We start from the raw sequence: 14,498 nt of genomic DNA, 5'->3' as shown, positions 1-14,498 counted from the left end.
AAGGTCGGAGGTTCAAATCCTTCTCCCGCTACCAAATTTAATAAGGCCCTGTGGTCAAGCGGTTAAGACACCACCCTTTCACGGTGGTATCCCGGGTTCGATTCCCGGCAGGGTCACCAGATGGACGCATAGCTCAGTTGGGAGAGCATCTGCCTTACAAGCAGGGGGTCATAGGTTCGAGCCCTATTGTGTCCACCAAAATTGGGCCTGGTAGTTCAGTTGGTTAGAATGCCAGCCTGTCACGCTGGAGGTCGTCGGTTCGAGCCCGATCCAGGTCGCCAATTAAATTTATATAGCAAATTTGTTTCAAATATGTTATTATTAATAAGTGAGATGCTGGTGTAGCTCAATTGGTAGAGCAACTGACTTGTAATCAGTAGGTTAGGGGTTCAAGTCCTCCCACCAGCTCCAAAAAATCTTATTAGGACTTACAACATGGAGGAGTTCCCGAGTTGGCCAAAGGGGACGGACTGTAAATCCGTTAGTTTTACTTTCAGTGGTTCAAATCCACTCTCCTCCACCAAAATTTTATATAATTTTTATTTATGCGGATGTGGCTCAGTGGTAGAGCATCGCCTTGCCAAGGCGAGGGTCGCGAGTTCGAATCTCGTCATCCGCTCCATTTTTTTATGTATCCTTAGCTCAGCTGGATAGAGCGTCTGGCTACGGACCAGAAGGCCGGGGGTTCGAATCCTCTAGGATACGCCACAAAAACTTGTAATTTTTATTACAAGCTTTTTTTTGCCCGTGCAGGAGTGCTGGAATCGGCAGACAGGCATGTTTGAGGGGCATGTGCGAGAAATCGCGTGAGGGTTCAAGTCCCTCTTTCTGCACCAGTAAGACTACTTATTGATTTAAGTAGTCTTTTTTAATATTTTTTTATTATTCTGAAATAATTAAAGTCAGATATTTTAGAAGTGCTATTTAATATATTCCTATTAGTGGCTGATATAATAAATTTCAAACAAAAAAACTTGGATCATACCAAGCTTTTAATATGTTTATGATTTAGATCAGTAACTTTTAAATGTTTTGAATTCAGAAGTATTAACAGATAATGCTTATTTTGTTCTTAGCATTCTAGCTTAAAAAAATTTTTAAAATCAATTTATTATTAGTTTTTTAATTCTACTTCTAATATCTTTTTACATAATTCTTTTTCGTTTTCAAAGATATGATCCAAATAATACAAAATTATAATTTTTGAAGGACTTTTAAGCTTGCTTTTATTTTCTAAGCTAAGCGGAAAGTCCTTTTTTAATATGAAGTAGCACTTATTTTTCTCATCGTATATGCCGTCTTCTGTGTTTATTTTTATTACAAAGGATTTGTTATATTCTTTTAAATTTAAAAATGAAAGCTTTTCTTCAAGCTTATTAAAGACTTCAAGGCTGTATAGTCCTCTTGATGCAAAGTAGTCTTCTGGATAATTTGTCTTTCCTTGCAAGATTATGGTGTTTCCCAATAATTCAAATTCTTCTAAAGTAAAGTCACTGACTGATACTTTAAAGCTAAGTTCTTTTTTTAAATTTTCTCTAATAGACCCATCTAATAAAATTAAATTCTTTAGACTTTCTAAAGAGTAGTCCAAGATCCTATCCATTGATGACTTGTCGCCTTCTATAAACTTTTTAAAAAGTGATTTTATTTTTATTCCCTGGTAGTCTTTTTCTTTTGATAAGTTAGAAGGGTCTAGAAAATTTTCTAAAAGAACTTTGTTAGAGTGTGATGGGAGTTTAAAGATAAAGTTGTAGGCTTTTGTAACTTCTTGTAGGTCTATAAAGTTAAAGGAAAAATCTTTCGAGAAATACATTTGACACTTTGCCTTAAAAAAACCCAAGTCAAAGGACTTACCTGCATAAGTTATAAAGACTTTTCCATCAATTAGTGGAAGGACTTCTTCCAGCAAATATCTCTCGTCTTTAAAACTTTCTACATAATAAATTTTTATCTTATGGGAGTCCTTCTCTGCGATACCAATGGATATAATTGAGTCCAAGTCTCTTGAGAGTCCTGATGTTTCTATTTTTAAATAATTTCTCTTTGGTGGAGAAATTTCTCTTTCTAAAACCTTCACATTATCACCATCTTAAGTATAACATTAAAAACTTTTTATTCTTATAAAAATTCTCATTAAATAGGTTCAAGGTTAGAAATCAAGAAGCAAGTCGTGTTATAATATAAAATTAGTAGAAAGTTAAGAATAGATAGAAGGATGTTATATGATATATTTAGATAATTGTGCAACTACAAAACCAGATAAAGAAGTTGTTGAAGTAATGATGAAGGCTCTTACTGATGACTTTGCTAACCCATCATCACTTCACAGCTTTGGTCACAGGGTTGAAAAGGAAATAGATGTGGCAAGGAAGAATGCAGCTAGCCTTATTGGAGCTCTGGCTGAAGAAATTTATTTCACTTCTGGAGGGACTGAAAGCAACAACATCGCCGTACACGGTGCAATAGAAAAGAACAAGAGGAGGGGCAAGAAGATAATAACTTCTGCCATTGAACACGCATCTATTGACGACCAATTTAAACACTATAAGGAAAAGGGCTATGATGTTGTTTATCTTGATGTAGATGAAACAGGTGCTGCCGACATAGAAAAGTTTAAGGAAGTCATGGATGAGGACACAATATTAGTTTCTCTAATCTATGTTCACAACGAGCTGGGGACTGTCAATAGGGTCAAGGAAATTTTTGAAATAGCCAAGTCTGTTAACAAGGATGTCTTTTGTCATGTTGATGGAGTCCAAGCTGTTGGGAAAATTCCTGTCAATGTTAAGGACCTAGGCTGCCATACTTTTTCTTTCTCATCTCACAAGATTTATGGACCAAAGGGGATGGGAGCCCTATATAAAAGAAAAGATGTAAAGATAAATAGCCTTGTAATTGGTGGAGGTCAAGAAAAGGGTCTTAGGTCAGGAACTGAAAATGTGCCAGGAATCCTTGGATTTGGCAAGGCTTGTGAACTAACAAAGAGAGACTTAGACAAGAGACTTGCCCACGCAAAAGAAATTAAAGAATATTTACTTAAGAAGTTGGAAGAAAATCTGGAAGACTATAAGATTAACACGCCAGAAGACTCCACAGACTTTATTGTTTCTCTATCTATATTAGATATTAGGGCAGAAGTTCTTCTCCATTACCTCGAAGGAGAGGAAATTTATATTTCAACTGCATCTGCTTGTACCTCTAATGGGACTCACAAGTCCACAACTCTTGAGAAAATTGGACTTTCTGATAAGTATGCTGAGGGAACTATAAGAATTTGTACTTCTAAGGACACAACAAAAGAAGATATAGATATTTTTGTAGAAAAATTAATAAAATATGTTGATGAAATAAGAAAAATAATGAGATAGGTGATTGAATGAAAAAAGTTATGGCCCTTTCACTTGGGGAAGTCATCCTCAAAGGGAAAAACAGACACAGGTTTATAGAGAAGCTAATTAAATCTGTTAAGAGGAATCTTAGAAATCTTGACCACGGAAAAATTTACCACAATATGGGTAAAATCTACGTTGAAGTAAGTGGCGACAACGATGAAAAATTAATAAATAGGTTAAAGCACGTTTTTGGAATTGTCTATATTGCACCGACTTGTGAGGTTGAAACTAAGTGGGAGACAATTGAAGAAGCAGTTGTAAAAATTGTAGGTGAAACTTTAAAAGACCATCCAGAATACAAAACTTTTAAGGTTAAGACAAATAGGGGGGATAAAAAGTTCCCACTTAATTCCATGGAAATTTCAGCAAAAATTGGTGGAATGGTCTTAAAAAACTTTGACATCAAGGTTGACGTTCATGATCCGGACTTTTTTGTTTACTGCGATTTGAAAAAGGATACCTATATTTATGTAGATAAGATTAAAGCCCATGGCGGACTTCCAACAGGTACAAATGGCAGGGGACTTCTTCTCCTATCAGGTGGGATCGACTCTCCAGTTGCAGGATTTTTGATGGCAAAAAGAGGAGTCCTTGTGGATTGCCTTCACTTCCATTCCTATCCCTTCACATCTGAAAGAGCAGAAGAAAAGGTTAAGAAACTTGCAGAAGATATTTCAAACTTCTCAGGAGATTTGACATTTTATTCAGTAAACCTTTTGGATATCCAAAAGGAAATAAATATAAACTGTTCTGAAGATGAAATGACTATTATATCTAGAAGGTTTATGATGAGGATTGCAGATAAGATTGCAAGAGAAAATGGCTACGACTGCATAATCACAGGTGAAAACTTGGGACAAGTTGCATCACAAACTATAGACGGATTAAAGGTAACTGACGCTATCACAGATAAGATTGTCTTTAGACCACTAATTGGGATGGATAAGGTAAATATAATTGACATAGCCAAGGACATTGATACTTATGAGACATCAATCCTACCTTATGAAGATTGCTGTACAGTATTCTTGCCAAAACACCCACTTTTGACTCCAAGTATTGAGGGAATAGAAAAGTCTGAAGAGCCACTTGACTGTGACAAGCTGGTGGAAGAAGCTATAGGTAAAATGAAAATTGAAAAAATAGGAGGAAGCGATGAAGAGTAAAAACAGAGGCAGAGCTGGAATTATTGCCATTATAGCCGTAGTTGTTGTAATTGCAATTTTCTTCGGAGGTCAATGGAACAAGCTAGTTAAGCTAGATGAAGATGTTAACGGTGCTTGGGCACAAGTCCAAAACCAAGTAAAAAGACGTGCTGACTTAATTCCAAACATTGTAGAAACTGTTAAGGGATACGCAGGTCACGAAAAGGAAACTTTCACAGAAATAACTAAGGCTCGTGCAGGTGTTACTGAAGCAAATACACCTAAGAAACTTGCTGAAGCCAACGACAACTTAACAGAAGCCATTAGTAGACTTAATCTTGTTGTGGAAAATTATCCAGAATTAAAGGCAAACCAAAACTTCCTAGACCTACAAGCTCAACTTGAAGGGACTGAAAATAGGATTGCCACAGAAAGAATGAGATACAACGAAACAGTTAAGGCTTACAACCAAAAGGTCAGAAGGTTCCCAACAAATATAATTGCAAAAATCCTAGGTTTTGGACCAAGAGATTATTTTGAAGTTTCAGAAAAGGACAATCAAGTACCAGAAGTTAAATTTTAGGAGATAGCTATGAAAAAATTGTTAGCTACAATATTATTTGCCTTAATTCTTGTCCTTAATGTCTATGCCTTTGACAAGGACAAAATGTCCTATAATGTTTATGATGAAACAAATACCTTGAGCCAGGAGACTATAGACTATCTCAACAAAACCACTTATGACTTAAAAAAGAAAACTGGTGGGGAGATAGGAGTTGTCATTGTAAAAAGTTTGGAAGGCTATAGTCTTGAAGAATATGCAACAAAGATTTTCAATGACATAAAAATTGGCGACAAAGACAAGGACAATGGAGTTCTAATCCTTCTTGCCCTACTTGATAAGGACAATAGGATGGTAAAAATCGAGACAGGATATGGGGCAGAGGGCTTTGTCCCTGATGCCTATGCATCAAGAATTATAAGGGAAATGGGAAGGGTTGTTGCTGAAAATGAAAATGAAAATGACAGACCCTTTGAGAAGGCAGTCCTTGAAGGATATGCCCAAATAATAAAATTATATGAAGGAGAATATGGAGTTGACATCGCGGCAAGAGAGCCACAAGAGGAAATTGATTATTCTGATGATTATTACAAAGATGGAAATCCCTTCTTGGCAATTTTTAAATTAATTTTTATCATTGCTGTAATTTCTATGATTTTTAGGAATAGAAATAATGGAGGACCTGGTGGCGGAAGTGGACCAGGAAGCAGGAGAAGGAGACAAGGGCCAGTAATCTTCTGGGGACCAGGTTCCTTTGGCGGCTTTGGTGACTTTGGAGGATCAGGTGGCTTCGGTGGATCATCTGGTGGCTTTGGCGGCGGAGGCTTTGGTGGCTTCGGCGGAGGAGGTTCCTCTGGTGGCGGAGGTGCCAGCGGAAGCATTTAATCAAAAGCCAAAGATAAGAGAAAAAATTCCAATCAAAAGAATTTGATGGAGAAAATAAATTAAAAGAGAATGCCTACCCATGATATTTATAATATTGTGGGAGGCTTCTTTTTTTGTAAATTTTACTAAGTCAAAGAGGAAGTAGCCCATGTAAAATAAAAATATCCAGGGGATAATAGGAAAATAGTCACCTGATGAAAAGTTGTCGCCGGGTAGACCAAGGATAAATAAGTTTAAATCATAAAGGGACTTTGGGAGAGAAATCTTCCCAAAGAAAATACTTCCGTAGTAAATCCTCTTTAGGCAAACAAATAAAATCGTACTTAAAATAAGTCCAAGCCTTGGATTTATTTTTTTTATGTAATTTTTTATTAGAATGTGGATCAAAGTCGCAAGAGCAAAGAAGTGAATGATTCCAAAATAAATTGCATCTTTCCTGGAGTAGACGTAGGACCCAAGAGTGATTAAGAGAGAAAGTCCAGTTAAGATTAAAAACTTCTTCTTAAAGGTATTGGAAAAGTGGCTTGAGTAACCTGAGATCAAAATAAAGGAAATGCAAATATATTGTTGGTAGTAGTAAAAGTTGTGGTTGAAATTAAAACCATAAAAATTTTCAAGGTCAAAGAGACCGTGAAAAATTATCATATTTATAATTGTGAAGCCACGCAAAAAATCTATGGCATTGTATCTTTTTTTAATTGTATCCATTCTTACACCTCAGAAAAATTATAGCATAAATTAGAGAGGTATAATAAATATTAAATAAGACTATATAAAAAGCCACAAGAGAATATTATATAATATTCTCTTGTGGCTTTTTATATAAGATATTATTCAGTATTTACTTATAAGAAAAAGGTAAACACCTTTTATGATAAAATAAGATAGAAATCCGAGAATACCTAAAAATACTTTATCAGACATAATCATTCATTCCCTTGACATCCATAAGGATCTAAAATGCAATCATTAACATATACAGGTCTTCTGGTTAATTTAGCCTCTGACTTTATGTATTTTTCTATTCTTTCTAATCCGTAAGATATCCAACTAGCTGGTGGTCTTCCAGTAGTATACTCAATAACTCCATCTATTACCCAAGCAACTATAACTCCAGCAAAAAAAACAGCTAGTGACGAAGACCTATCTTGAAAATTATTATCACTGTTTAATATTTCTATAGATGTTGAGTATGAATTATCTGTAGAGTAGTCATATTGATTAGCAAAAGCATTGATAGGACTTATTAATTGTAATGACAACAAAGATATAGGTAATAATGTACCAAAAGTTTTTTTCATAAATACCTCCCAATAATTTAGTATGATTAAATGATAAAGTAAAGAATTATATTTGTCAATGTAAAATTTTGTAAATAAATAATCTTGACTTTAAATATCTTAACATTTATACTCTAATGAGTTTAATAATTTAAGTAATTTGTTTAATATTATAGGTGATGCAATGAATATTGGAAATAAAATAAGAGAAATGAGAATTGAAAAAGGACTTACTCAAGAGGAGCTGGCAGATAGGTCAGAGCTCACTAAGGGTTTCATTTCTCAAATCGAAAGGGATTTGACATCGCCATCTGTCGACTCTCTTTTAGATATTCTTGAGGCCCTTGGTACTGACCCTAGCCTTTTTTTTAAGAGGGAAGAAAATGAAAAAATAATTTTCGCTGAAGAGGACTTTTTCGAAAGTGAAAATGAAGAGCTTGGCTATGTCCTTGACTGGGTTATTCCCAATGCACAAAAAAACCAAATGGAGCCTATGAGGATTTTAATTAAACCAGGCGGAACGTCCAAGGAGATCCAACCCTATGAGGGCGAGGAGTTTGGCTTTGTCCTAAGGGGATCGGTCAAACTCTATTATGGAAGTGAAGAGTACAAGGTGAAGAAGGGCGAGTGCTTTTATTTCAAGGCGACAAAGTCCCATTACTTAAAAAATGAAGGAAAGTGCGATACTGAGATTTTGTGGATATCATCTCCACCAAATTTTTAGGCGGTGAAATATGGAAAATTATGTAATTGAATTAAAAAATATTAGCAAGAGCTTTGGCGACAATGTAATTTTAGAAAATTTTGACTTTAAGGTAAAGAAGGATGAGTTCCTTACAATTCTTGGACCGTCAGGTTGTGGCAAGACTACAATTTTGAGATTAATTGGTGGTTTTGAGGAGCCAGATGAGGGACAAATTCTTTTTAATGGAGAAGACATAACAAACAAGGAAGCCTATGAGAGAAGAATCAACACAGTTTTCCAAAAGTATGCTCTCTTTCCTCATATGAATGTCTTCGACAACATTGCCTTTGGGCTAAAGATTAAGAAGATGGATAAGAAAGTCATCAAGGAAAAGGTAAAGGAAGTTTTAAAGCTTGTTAACCTTGTGGGATTTGAAAATAGAGAGATAGAGTCCCTATCAGGTGGGCAACAACAAAGGATAGCTATTGCAAGAGCCCTTGTAAATGAGCCAGATGTTTTGTTGCTTGACGAACCCCTTGGTGCCCTTGACTTGAAATTAAGACAGGCCATGCAGATAGAGCTTAAGAGGATACAAAAAAGTGTTGGCATAACTTTCATTTACGTTACCCATGACCAAGAAGAAGCTCTTTCCATGAGCGACACTGTTGTGGTTTTAAACAATGGCGAGATTCAACAAATGGATAGCCCAATAAATATATACAACGAGCCAAAGAATGCCTTTGTTGCAGACTTTATTGGCGAGTCCAACATTATCAAGGGAAGGATGCTTGAGGACTTTAAGGTAAGATTTTTAGATTATGATTTTCCTTGCGTTGACAAGGGCTTTAAGGTCAATGAAGATGTAGAAGTAGTAGTAAGACCTGAAGATGTGATTTTAGTTGATGAAAACTACCAAGTTGAAGGCATAGTAACAAGTCTTGTCTTTAAGGGAGTTCACTATGAAATGACAGTGGATATTGGCGGCTACTCCTTGCTTGTTCAATCAACAGAAAAAAGAGAAGTGGGAGAAAAGACAGGCATAATCATCAAACCAGACCTAATTCACGTTATGAGGCTAGGTTAATATGAAGAAATTTTCATTAATTTATTTATTTTGGGGCCTAGTATTTATTGTCTTCCCACTATTTTTAATACTTGCCCACTCTTTGAGCTCAAACACAGACCTAGGAGATTTTGCCTTCACACTTGACAACTTCACAAGGTTTTTTGAGCCTCTTTATGTAAAAATTTTACTTACATCTCTTGTATTGGCAGGGCTTTCCACTATATTGTGCCTAATTATTGGCTACCCAGTGGCATATATAATTTCGCAAATGAGCGAAAAAGCAAGAAACAATATGATTTTAATTTTTATAATTCCAATGTGGATGAACTTCCTTTTGAGGACTTATGCTTGGCTTACCCTTCTTGGCAATAAGGGACTAATCAATAAATTCATTGGACTTTTTGGCTGGGGACCCTGGAACCTTATGTACAATTCCAAGGCAATAATGATTGGTATGGTTTATAACTTTTTGCCCTTTATGGTTTTGCCAATTTACACAGTCTTATTAAAAATGGATAAGAAACTAATTGAAGCAGCAAAGGACCTTGGAGCCAACGACTTCAAAGTTTTTATAAAGGTTATACTTCCACTTTCTTTGCCAGGAATTTACACTGGTATCACCATGGTATTTATACCGGCAATTTCAACTTTTGTTGTGCCAAACTTGTTAGGTGGAAACAACTTCTACTTAATTGGCAACCTAATTGAAAAACAATTCACCTTCACAGGAGATTGGGGCTTTGGATCTGCAATTTCTATGATCTTGATTGTAATTATGCTTTTGATATTGATTATTCCAAAGATATTTAACGGAAAAATTAAAACTAGCGAAATAGGAGGTGGTCTATAATGAAAAAAATAATAGATAGGATTTACTTGTTTTTAATATTTTTATTCTTGTACGCACCAATTATCATCCTAGTAGTCTTTAGTTTTAACAACTCCAAGCTAAGGGGATCTTGGGCAGGCTTCACCCTTAAATGGTACAAAAATTTATTTACTGACCCAGCGATATTATCCTCCCTTTGGACAACACTAATAGTAGCAGTGGTGGCTACAGTAATTTCAACTATTGTTGGAACTATTTCTGCCATTGCCATAAATGAACTAAGGGGAGTCAAAAGGGATGCCATCCTAAATATAAATTACTTGCCAGTAATTAACCCCGATATTGTAACAGCAGTTGCCCTTATGGGTCTCTTTGGACTCTTTAACATAAGAATGGGATACACAACAATGATAATTTCACACATTGTCTTCTGCATTCCCTATGTTATTCTTTCAATCCTGCCAAAGTTAAATCAACTGCAAAAAAACACAGTAGAAGCAGCCCTAGACCTAGGAGCTACTCCAACCTATGCAATATTAAATGTGGTGATTCCGCAAATTAAACCTGCAATATTAACTGGGGCACTAATGTCCTTTACACTTTCCATTGATGACTTTGTTATTTCCTTCTTCAACACAGGCCAAGGAGTATCAAACCTTTCAATAACAATTTATTCCATGGCGAGAAAGGGAATCAATCCATCAATAAATGCAGTATCAACCTTAATGCTAGTAGCACTTTTAATCCTTCTTGTGATAATCAACAAGAGAAGTGAAAAAATGAAAAAAATCGAGGTAATTTAATGAAACAGATGAAAAAAATTATTTTTGCTCTTGCTCTCCTAATGGTATTGTCCCTAACAGGATGTGGTAAGGGGGAAACACCAAAAGAAGAAATCTATGTTTACAACTGGGGAGAGTATATTGACCCACAAATCCTAAAGGACTTCCAAAAGGAAACAGGTATCAAGGTAAACTATGACACTTATGCATCAAACGAAGACCTTTATATCAAGATGACCCAATCACAAGACAAGTATGATGTAGTTGTGCCTAGTGATTATATGATTGAAAGACTAATAAAAGAAGGACTTGTAAGAGAAATTGACTTCAGTAAGATTCCAAACTTTGCAAATGTGGAAGACATCTTAAAAAATCCAAGCTTCGATCCAGAAAACAAATACTCTGTACCATACTTCTGGGGCACTGTTGGAATTATCTACAACAAGGCAGAAGTTAAGGACAAGGTTGACTCATGGAATATCCTTTGGGATGAAAAATATAAGAACCAAATAATTATGTACAATTCACAAAGGGATACTCTTGGAGTTGCCCTTAAAAGATTGGGATATTCTATAAACTCAACAAATGAAAAGGAATTGCAAGAAGCTAAGAAGTCGCTAATAGAACAAAAAGCTCTAGTATATGCTTACCTTGATGATGATGGACGTGATGTTGTAGTCCAAGGAGATGCAAACCTATCAGTAATGTACTCAGGGGATGCCCTTCTTATGATGCAACAAAACGAAGACCTTGACTATGTAGTGCCAAAGGAAGGCTCAAACATCTGGTACGACTCTATGGTTATTCCAAAGAATGCACAAAATGTTGAAGGAGCAGAAAAATTTATTAATTATATGCTAGAAAAAGAAGTTCAAGCAAAAAATGTTAAGCACTGCGTGGGTTACACTTCACCAGTTAAGGGAGTGAAGGAACTTTTGCCAGATGAAATAAAAAACTCAAAGGTTGCTTATCCAGATATCGACAAACTTCCACCACTAGAATCCTTTAAGGACCTAGGAGATTTTATAAAAGTTTACGATAGAATCTGGACAGAAATAAATGCTTCTAATCTTTAATATGCTAATAAATTTGTTTATTTTAAGACCTCTATGTGATATTATGTATATTAAGCGAAATGTTTTCATAATGGAGGTTTAAAATGAACGAGAGAATAAAAAAGCTTGTGGTTTTTGCAATTTTCATACTAGTACTTATGTTAGCTTCTCTAACTGCTTTTTTCAGTAAGTCTCTTATGTGGCCAAACGCTGACGTAGATAGGGAGTTCGACGGAATTCTTTTTAACAATGCTGATGGAGTAGAAAATCTACAAGTTACAAGATCCATGGCAAGAGAAGGCCAAGAAAATCTAATAAAATACGACATAAAATTTAATTACAAAGGCGAAGACTCAACAGCAAGAATCTTAGGTAGGCCTAATAGACAAATTTTCTTTGGAGAAGGAATTACTTATGGCAAGTCAAAGGTCAACCTAAAGGGAGACTTCGATAAAATTAACAAATCTCTTTTCGAAGAAAAATTAAAATTAAAGGTAAAAGATTTTTATAACAAGACAGACAACAAGGACTTCAAGGCAGTGAGTGAAGTTAAACTTGACCTAAAGGAAAAAGTTGGCGAATATGAATTCACAGTTTACTACCCAGCAAACCCACTATATTTTTCAGGTGGACAAAAGGTTGAAGATGCTTCAATATTTGTGACAAATGCAAAGGTAGAAAATTGGACTGAATCAATTAAGTCAAACAACAGCGTCAAGGAAGCTTACACAAACTCAGGTTATTATGTAAATAAGATCGAATTAATTAACCAAGGACTAATAAATAAAATTTCTCTTATCAACACAGCAAGCACAGTTATCTTCTTAGTATTAACAGTGGGAATGATTGCTCTAATTTGGTTTGATAGGGGTAACTTTAAAATTTATCTTGGCGCCCTCTTCATAATGATCCCTGCTTTCTATAGGTTTATGGACAAGGGAACAAGCAACCTTGGTGTCCTAATAGTCTATCCAATCTTAGGATTTATTGCCTCAATCGCAGCAAGGCTACTTGCATCCGATGGCGACTTTAATATAAATAGCAAGGAAATAAAACAATCAGCTGCATTTTTATTAATGTACTTTGTTTTTTCACTAATTTTCTTTGTGATACCAAGAGTATTCATTGGATAAGTAAAGATTTAAGATTAAAACCAATTTATAAATACAAATATATGATATGACAATTAAATGAACAAAGGGATAAAGAATACTTGCAATATAGAAGATTATAGACTAATATAATTGTATAGTAATGATACAGAGAAATTGATGAAATCCAAAACTCTTTTATAGGATTAAAGAGTAAAAGACCTCAGTATTTAGATTTTGTCCCTTTGTTTTTTTGTGTTATTCTAAATTTTCTAAAACCAAGGAGGGTTTCAATTATGAAAAGGAAATTTCAAGAACCTATAATTAAAAGAATAAGGAAAACGATATTAGGTAAAAATAAATTTCGTTTTTTGACGGCAACACTTGCCTTTACAATGCTAACATCCTCTTTCTATTATCCTTTAAAAATGGATGTAGTAGCAGCCGGTGGCGTCCCACAAGTGGGGGGGGGTATTAGTAATCAGGATGTAGATGAATCTGCAAACCAAATTTTTGATAACTCCAAAATCAAAGATGCTGACTCTAAAACTCTTTCAGACATACTAAAATCATTACCGGAAAATGTTGAAAATAATAGCAAAGTCAATTCACAAATGGATGCCTTGGGAGACAAGGCTAAAGTAGAAGCCGGCAAGATAAAGGAAATCACGGAATTTGGCGGCTGGACTGCCATTGATGGCGGAAAGTTCGCCATTGCCAAGAAAACACAGTATGGATTCTTTCCTATAGGAACAATAAATGTCACAAGAGCTGGCGGAAAAGAGGGAGGAAAAGAAGAGGCTTTCGTACAAGAAAGTGTCCTTGACACAACAAATAACTATACTCTCCTATTAGGCAAAGCTGTAACAGGTGCGAACAGAACAGAACTAGCACATGAAGGCACTCCTCCATATAAGTACACCGGAGAAGGAAAAGAAATATCAAGAAATGTAAAGGGATTTAATGGTATAGAAAAAACCTTTAAAGCCTATTCTCCAGAAACAGGCTCAAAGGTTAAAGTTGGATTCAAAATAGGTTATACAGGAGATACCGATGGCAAAAAGGCCGGGTACAAAGTAGTAGTTCTTTCTCACAATCAAGATGATCAGTGGGCAGAAGTATATAATGAGAAATTCTATCCAACAAAAAAGGAATTCTTTCCAAAAGATGAGGATTCTGAATTGACACCAGCAAAAGATGGAAATGTTAAAGAACTTGATGTTACAGGAAAAACAAAAGACGAAGCAGAAAACTTAATAAACAAAAATAACCGAAAACCTAACGGAACAGTTGGCACATTTCTTAGTAAAGACATCCAACTACCTGTAGGAGCAACAGAATATAAGGTAAAAATTTCTATACCAGATTCTAGAGCAGATCAAGATAGGATAGGTATGAGCTACCAATCCAAGTATTTATTATACGCACTTCCTTTAAGTGGAGCTGATTTTAACATAACTCAAGATACAAAACAATTAGCAAAATCCCTTTTCACTCAAATTTACAACAAGCTGCTCGAAGAAAAAGCTGAAGATATAAAAAACAAGACACCGGAAAGTATCGCGGCTTATGAGGCTGAGTTGGAAAAAATGAAAGCTTTAGTTGAATCGACGGAGCTAAAGAGCAAGGCTGATTATGTAACAGCACTAGAGAAAGTTGAGCAAACACAGGAGAAATTAGTAAGCACGGTCCTCGATCTTGTTGCTCCGACGAAGAAAGTAGCCGT

Annotated in this window: 14 protein-coding genes and 8 tRNA genes; 19 read left to right on the top strand and 3 right to left on the bottom strand. The window is 35.4% G+C overall.

The window, feature by feature from the left end; genetic code table 11:
- The first annotated feature begins 44 nt into the window (after positions 1-44).
- The 8 genes from HMPREF1864_RS07260 to HMPREF1864_RS07225 all read left to right on the top strand — a co-directional run bounded on the left by HMPREF1864_RS07260 (position 45) and on the right by HMPREF1864_RS07225 (position 836).
- Positions 45-119, top strand: a tRNA-Glu gene (locus HMPREF1864_RS07260).
- A 3-nt stretch (positions 120-122) separates the two neighbouring features.
- A tRNA-Val gene (locus HMPREF1864_RS07255) sits at positions 123-198 on the top strand.
- A gap of 6 nt (positions 199-204) precedes the next feature.
- Positions 205-281, top strand: a tRNA-Asp gene (locus HMPREF1864_RS07250).
- Positions 282-335: 54 nt separating this feature from the next.
- Positions 336-411 (top strand) — tRNA-Thr (locus HMPREF1864_RS07245).
- A 26-nt stretch (positions 412-437) separates the two neighbouring features.
- A tRNA-Tyr gene (locus tag HMPREF1864_RS07240) sits at positions 438-523 on the top strand.
- 24 nt (positions 524-547) lie between these two features.
- A tRNA-Gly gene (locus HMPREF1864_RS07235) sits at positions 548-622 on the top strand.
- A 9-nt stretch (positions 623-631) separates the two neighbouring features.
- A tRNA-Arg gene (locus HMPREF1864_RS07230) sits at positions 632-708 on the top strand.
- A 41-nt stretch (positions 709-749) separates the two neighbouring features.
- Positions 750-836 (top strand) — tRNA-Leu (locus HMPREF1864_RS07225).
- 278 nt (positions 837-1,114) lie between these two features.
- Here the strand turns inward: HMPREF1864_RS07225 and HMPREF1864_RS07220 are convergent.
- Entirely contained in the window at positions 1,115-2,077 is a 963-nt protein-coding gene (locus HMPREF1864_RS07220; RefSeq protein WP_062572124.1) for a ribonuclease H-like domain-containing protein, read from the bottom strand.
- 145 nt (positions 2,078-2,222) lie between these two features.
- On the opposite strand from HMPREF1864_RS07220, the gene HMPREF1864_RS07215 reads away from it, so the two are divergent.
- Genes HMPREF1864_RS07215 through HMPREF1864_RS07200 form a run of 4 tightly spaced genes read left to right on the top strand, consistent with a single transcriptional unit; the run spans position 2,223 to position 5,984 of the window.
- Positions 2,223-3,368 carry a cysteine desulfurase family protein gene (locus HMPREF1864_RS07215; RefSeq protein WP_062572123.1) on the top strand — a complete coding sequence of 382 codons (1,146 nt, stop codon included), beginning with the start codon at positions 2,223-2,225 and terminating at the stop codon, positions 3,366-3,368.
- An 8-nt stretch (positions 3,369-3,376) separates the two neighbouring features.
- Positions 3,377-4,558: a tRNA uracil 4-sulfurtransferase ThiI gene (gene thiI, locus HMPREF1864_RS07210; protein ID WP_062572122.1), complete on the top strand. Its 1,182-nt coding sequence runs from the start codon at positions 3,377-3,379 to the stop codon at positions 4,556-4,558.
- On the top strand, positions 4,548-5,120 hold the full coding sequence (locus HMPREF1864_RS07205; protein ID WP_062572121.1) for a LemA family protein: 573 nt from the start codon (positions 4,548-4,550) through the stop codon (positions 5,118-5,120). Before thiI ends, HMPREF1864_RS07205 begins: the two co-directional genes overlap by 11 nt.
- 9 nt (positions 5,121-5,129) lie before the next feature.
- Positions 5,130-5,984 carry a TPM domain-containing protein gene (locus HMPREF1864_RS07200; RefSeq protein WP_062572120.1) on the top strand — a complete coding sequence of 285 codons (855 nt, stop codon included), beginning with the start codon at positions 5,130-5,132 and terminating at the stop codon, positions 5,982-5,984.
- Here the strand turns inward: HMPREF1864_RS07200 and HMPREF1864_RS07195 are convergent, their stop codons facing one another.
- Positions 5,985-6,692, bottom strand: coding sequence for a heparan-alpha-glucosaminide N-acetyltransferase (locus HMPREF1864_RS07195; protein ID WP_082718931.1), 708 nt, complete (start codon positions 6,690-6,692; stop codon positions 5,985-5,987).
- Positions 6,693-6,910: 218 nt separating this feature from the next.
- Entirely contained in the window at positions 6,911-7,285 is a 375-nt protein-coding gene (locus HMPREF1864_RS07190) for a hypothetical protein (protein ID WP_062572119.1), read from the bottom strand.
- Between the two features lie 163 nt (positions 7,286-7,448).
- On the opposite strand from HMPREF1864_RS07190, the gene HMPREF1864_RS07185 reads away from it, so the two are divergent.
- From HMPREF1864_RS07185 to HMPREF1864_RS07155, 7 genes are all read left to right on the top strand, one after another.
- A complete protein-coding gene (locus HMPREF1864_RS07185) occupies positions 7,449-7,988 on the top strand; it encodes a helix-turn-helix domain-containing protein (protein WP_062572118.1) in 540 nt (179 codons plus the stop codon).
- A 10-nt stretch (positions 7,989-7,998) separates the two neighbouring features.
- Positions 7,999-9,033 (top strand): ABC transporter ATP-binding protein, encoded by a 1,035-nt coding sequence (locus HMPREF1864_RS07180; RefSeq protein ID WP_062572117.1) that lies wholly within the window; start codon positions 7,999-8,001, stop codon positions 9,031-9,033.
- Position 9,034: 1 nt separating this feature from the next.
- Positions 9,035-9,865: an ABC transporter permease gene (locus HMPREF1864_RS07175; protein WP_062572116.1), complete on the top strand. Its 831-nt coding sequence runs from the start codon at positions 9,035-9,037 to the stop codon at positions 9,863-9,865.
- Positions 9,865-10,647, top strand: coding sequence for an ABC transporter permease (locus HMPREF1864_RS07170; RefSeq protein WP_062572115.1), 783 nt, complete (start codon positions 9,865-9,867; stop codon positions 10,645-10,647). The genes HMPREF1864_RS07175 and HMPREF1864_RS07170 overlap by 1 nt, the downstream gene beginning before the upstream one ends.
- Positions 10,648-10,655: 8 nt before the next feature.
- Positions 10,656-11,702 (top strand): ABC transporter substrate-binding protein, encoded by a 1,047-nt coding sequence (locus HMPREF1864_RS07165; protein WP_062572125.1) that lies wholly within the window; start codon positions 10,656-10,658, stop codon positions 11,700-11,702.
- An 83-nt stretch (positions 11,703-11,785) separates the two neighbouring features.
- Complete coding sequence (locus HMPREF1864_RS07160) at positions 11,786-12,814, top strand: hypothetical protein (RefSeq protein WP_062572114.1); 1,029 nt, start codon at positions 11,786-11,788, stop codon at positions 12,812-12,814.
- 254 nt (positions 12,815-13,068) lie between these two features.
- A partial coding sequence (locus HMPREF1864_RS07155) for a hypothetical protein (protein ID WP_197415087.1) occupies positions 13,069-14,498 on the top strand: 1,430 nt, incomplete at its 3' end.

The organism is Peptoniphilus sp. DNF00840, from assembly GCF_001553125.1.
GTDB lineage: Bacteria > Bacillota > Clostridia > Tissierellales > Peptoniphilaceae > Peptoniphilus_A > Peptoniphilus_A vaginalis.
Note: the sequence above shows the minus strand (reverse complement) of the source record. Positions and strands in the feature narration are given on the sequence as shown.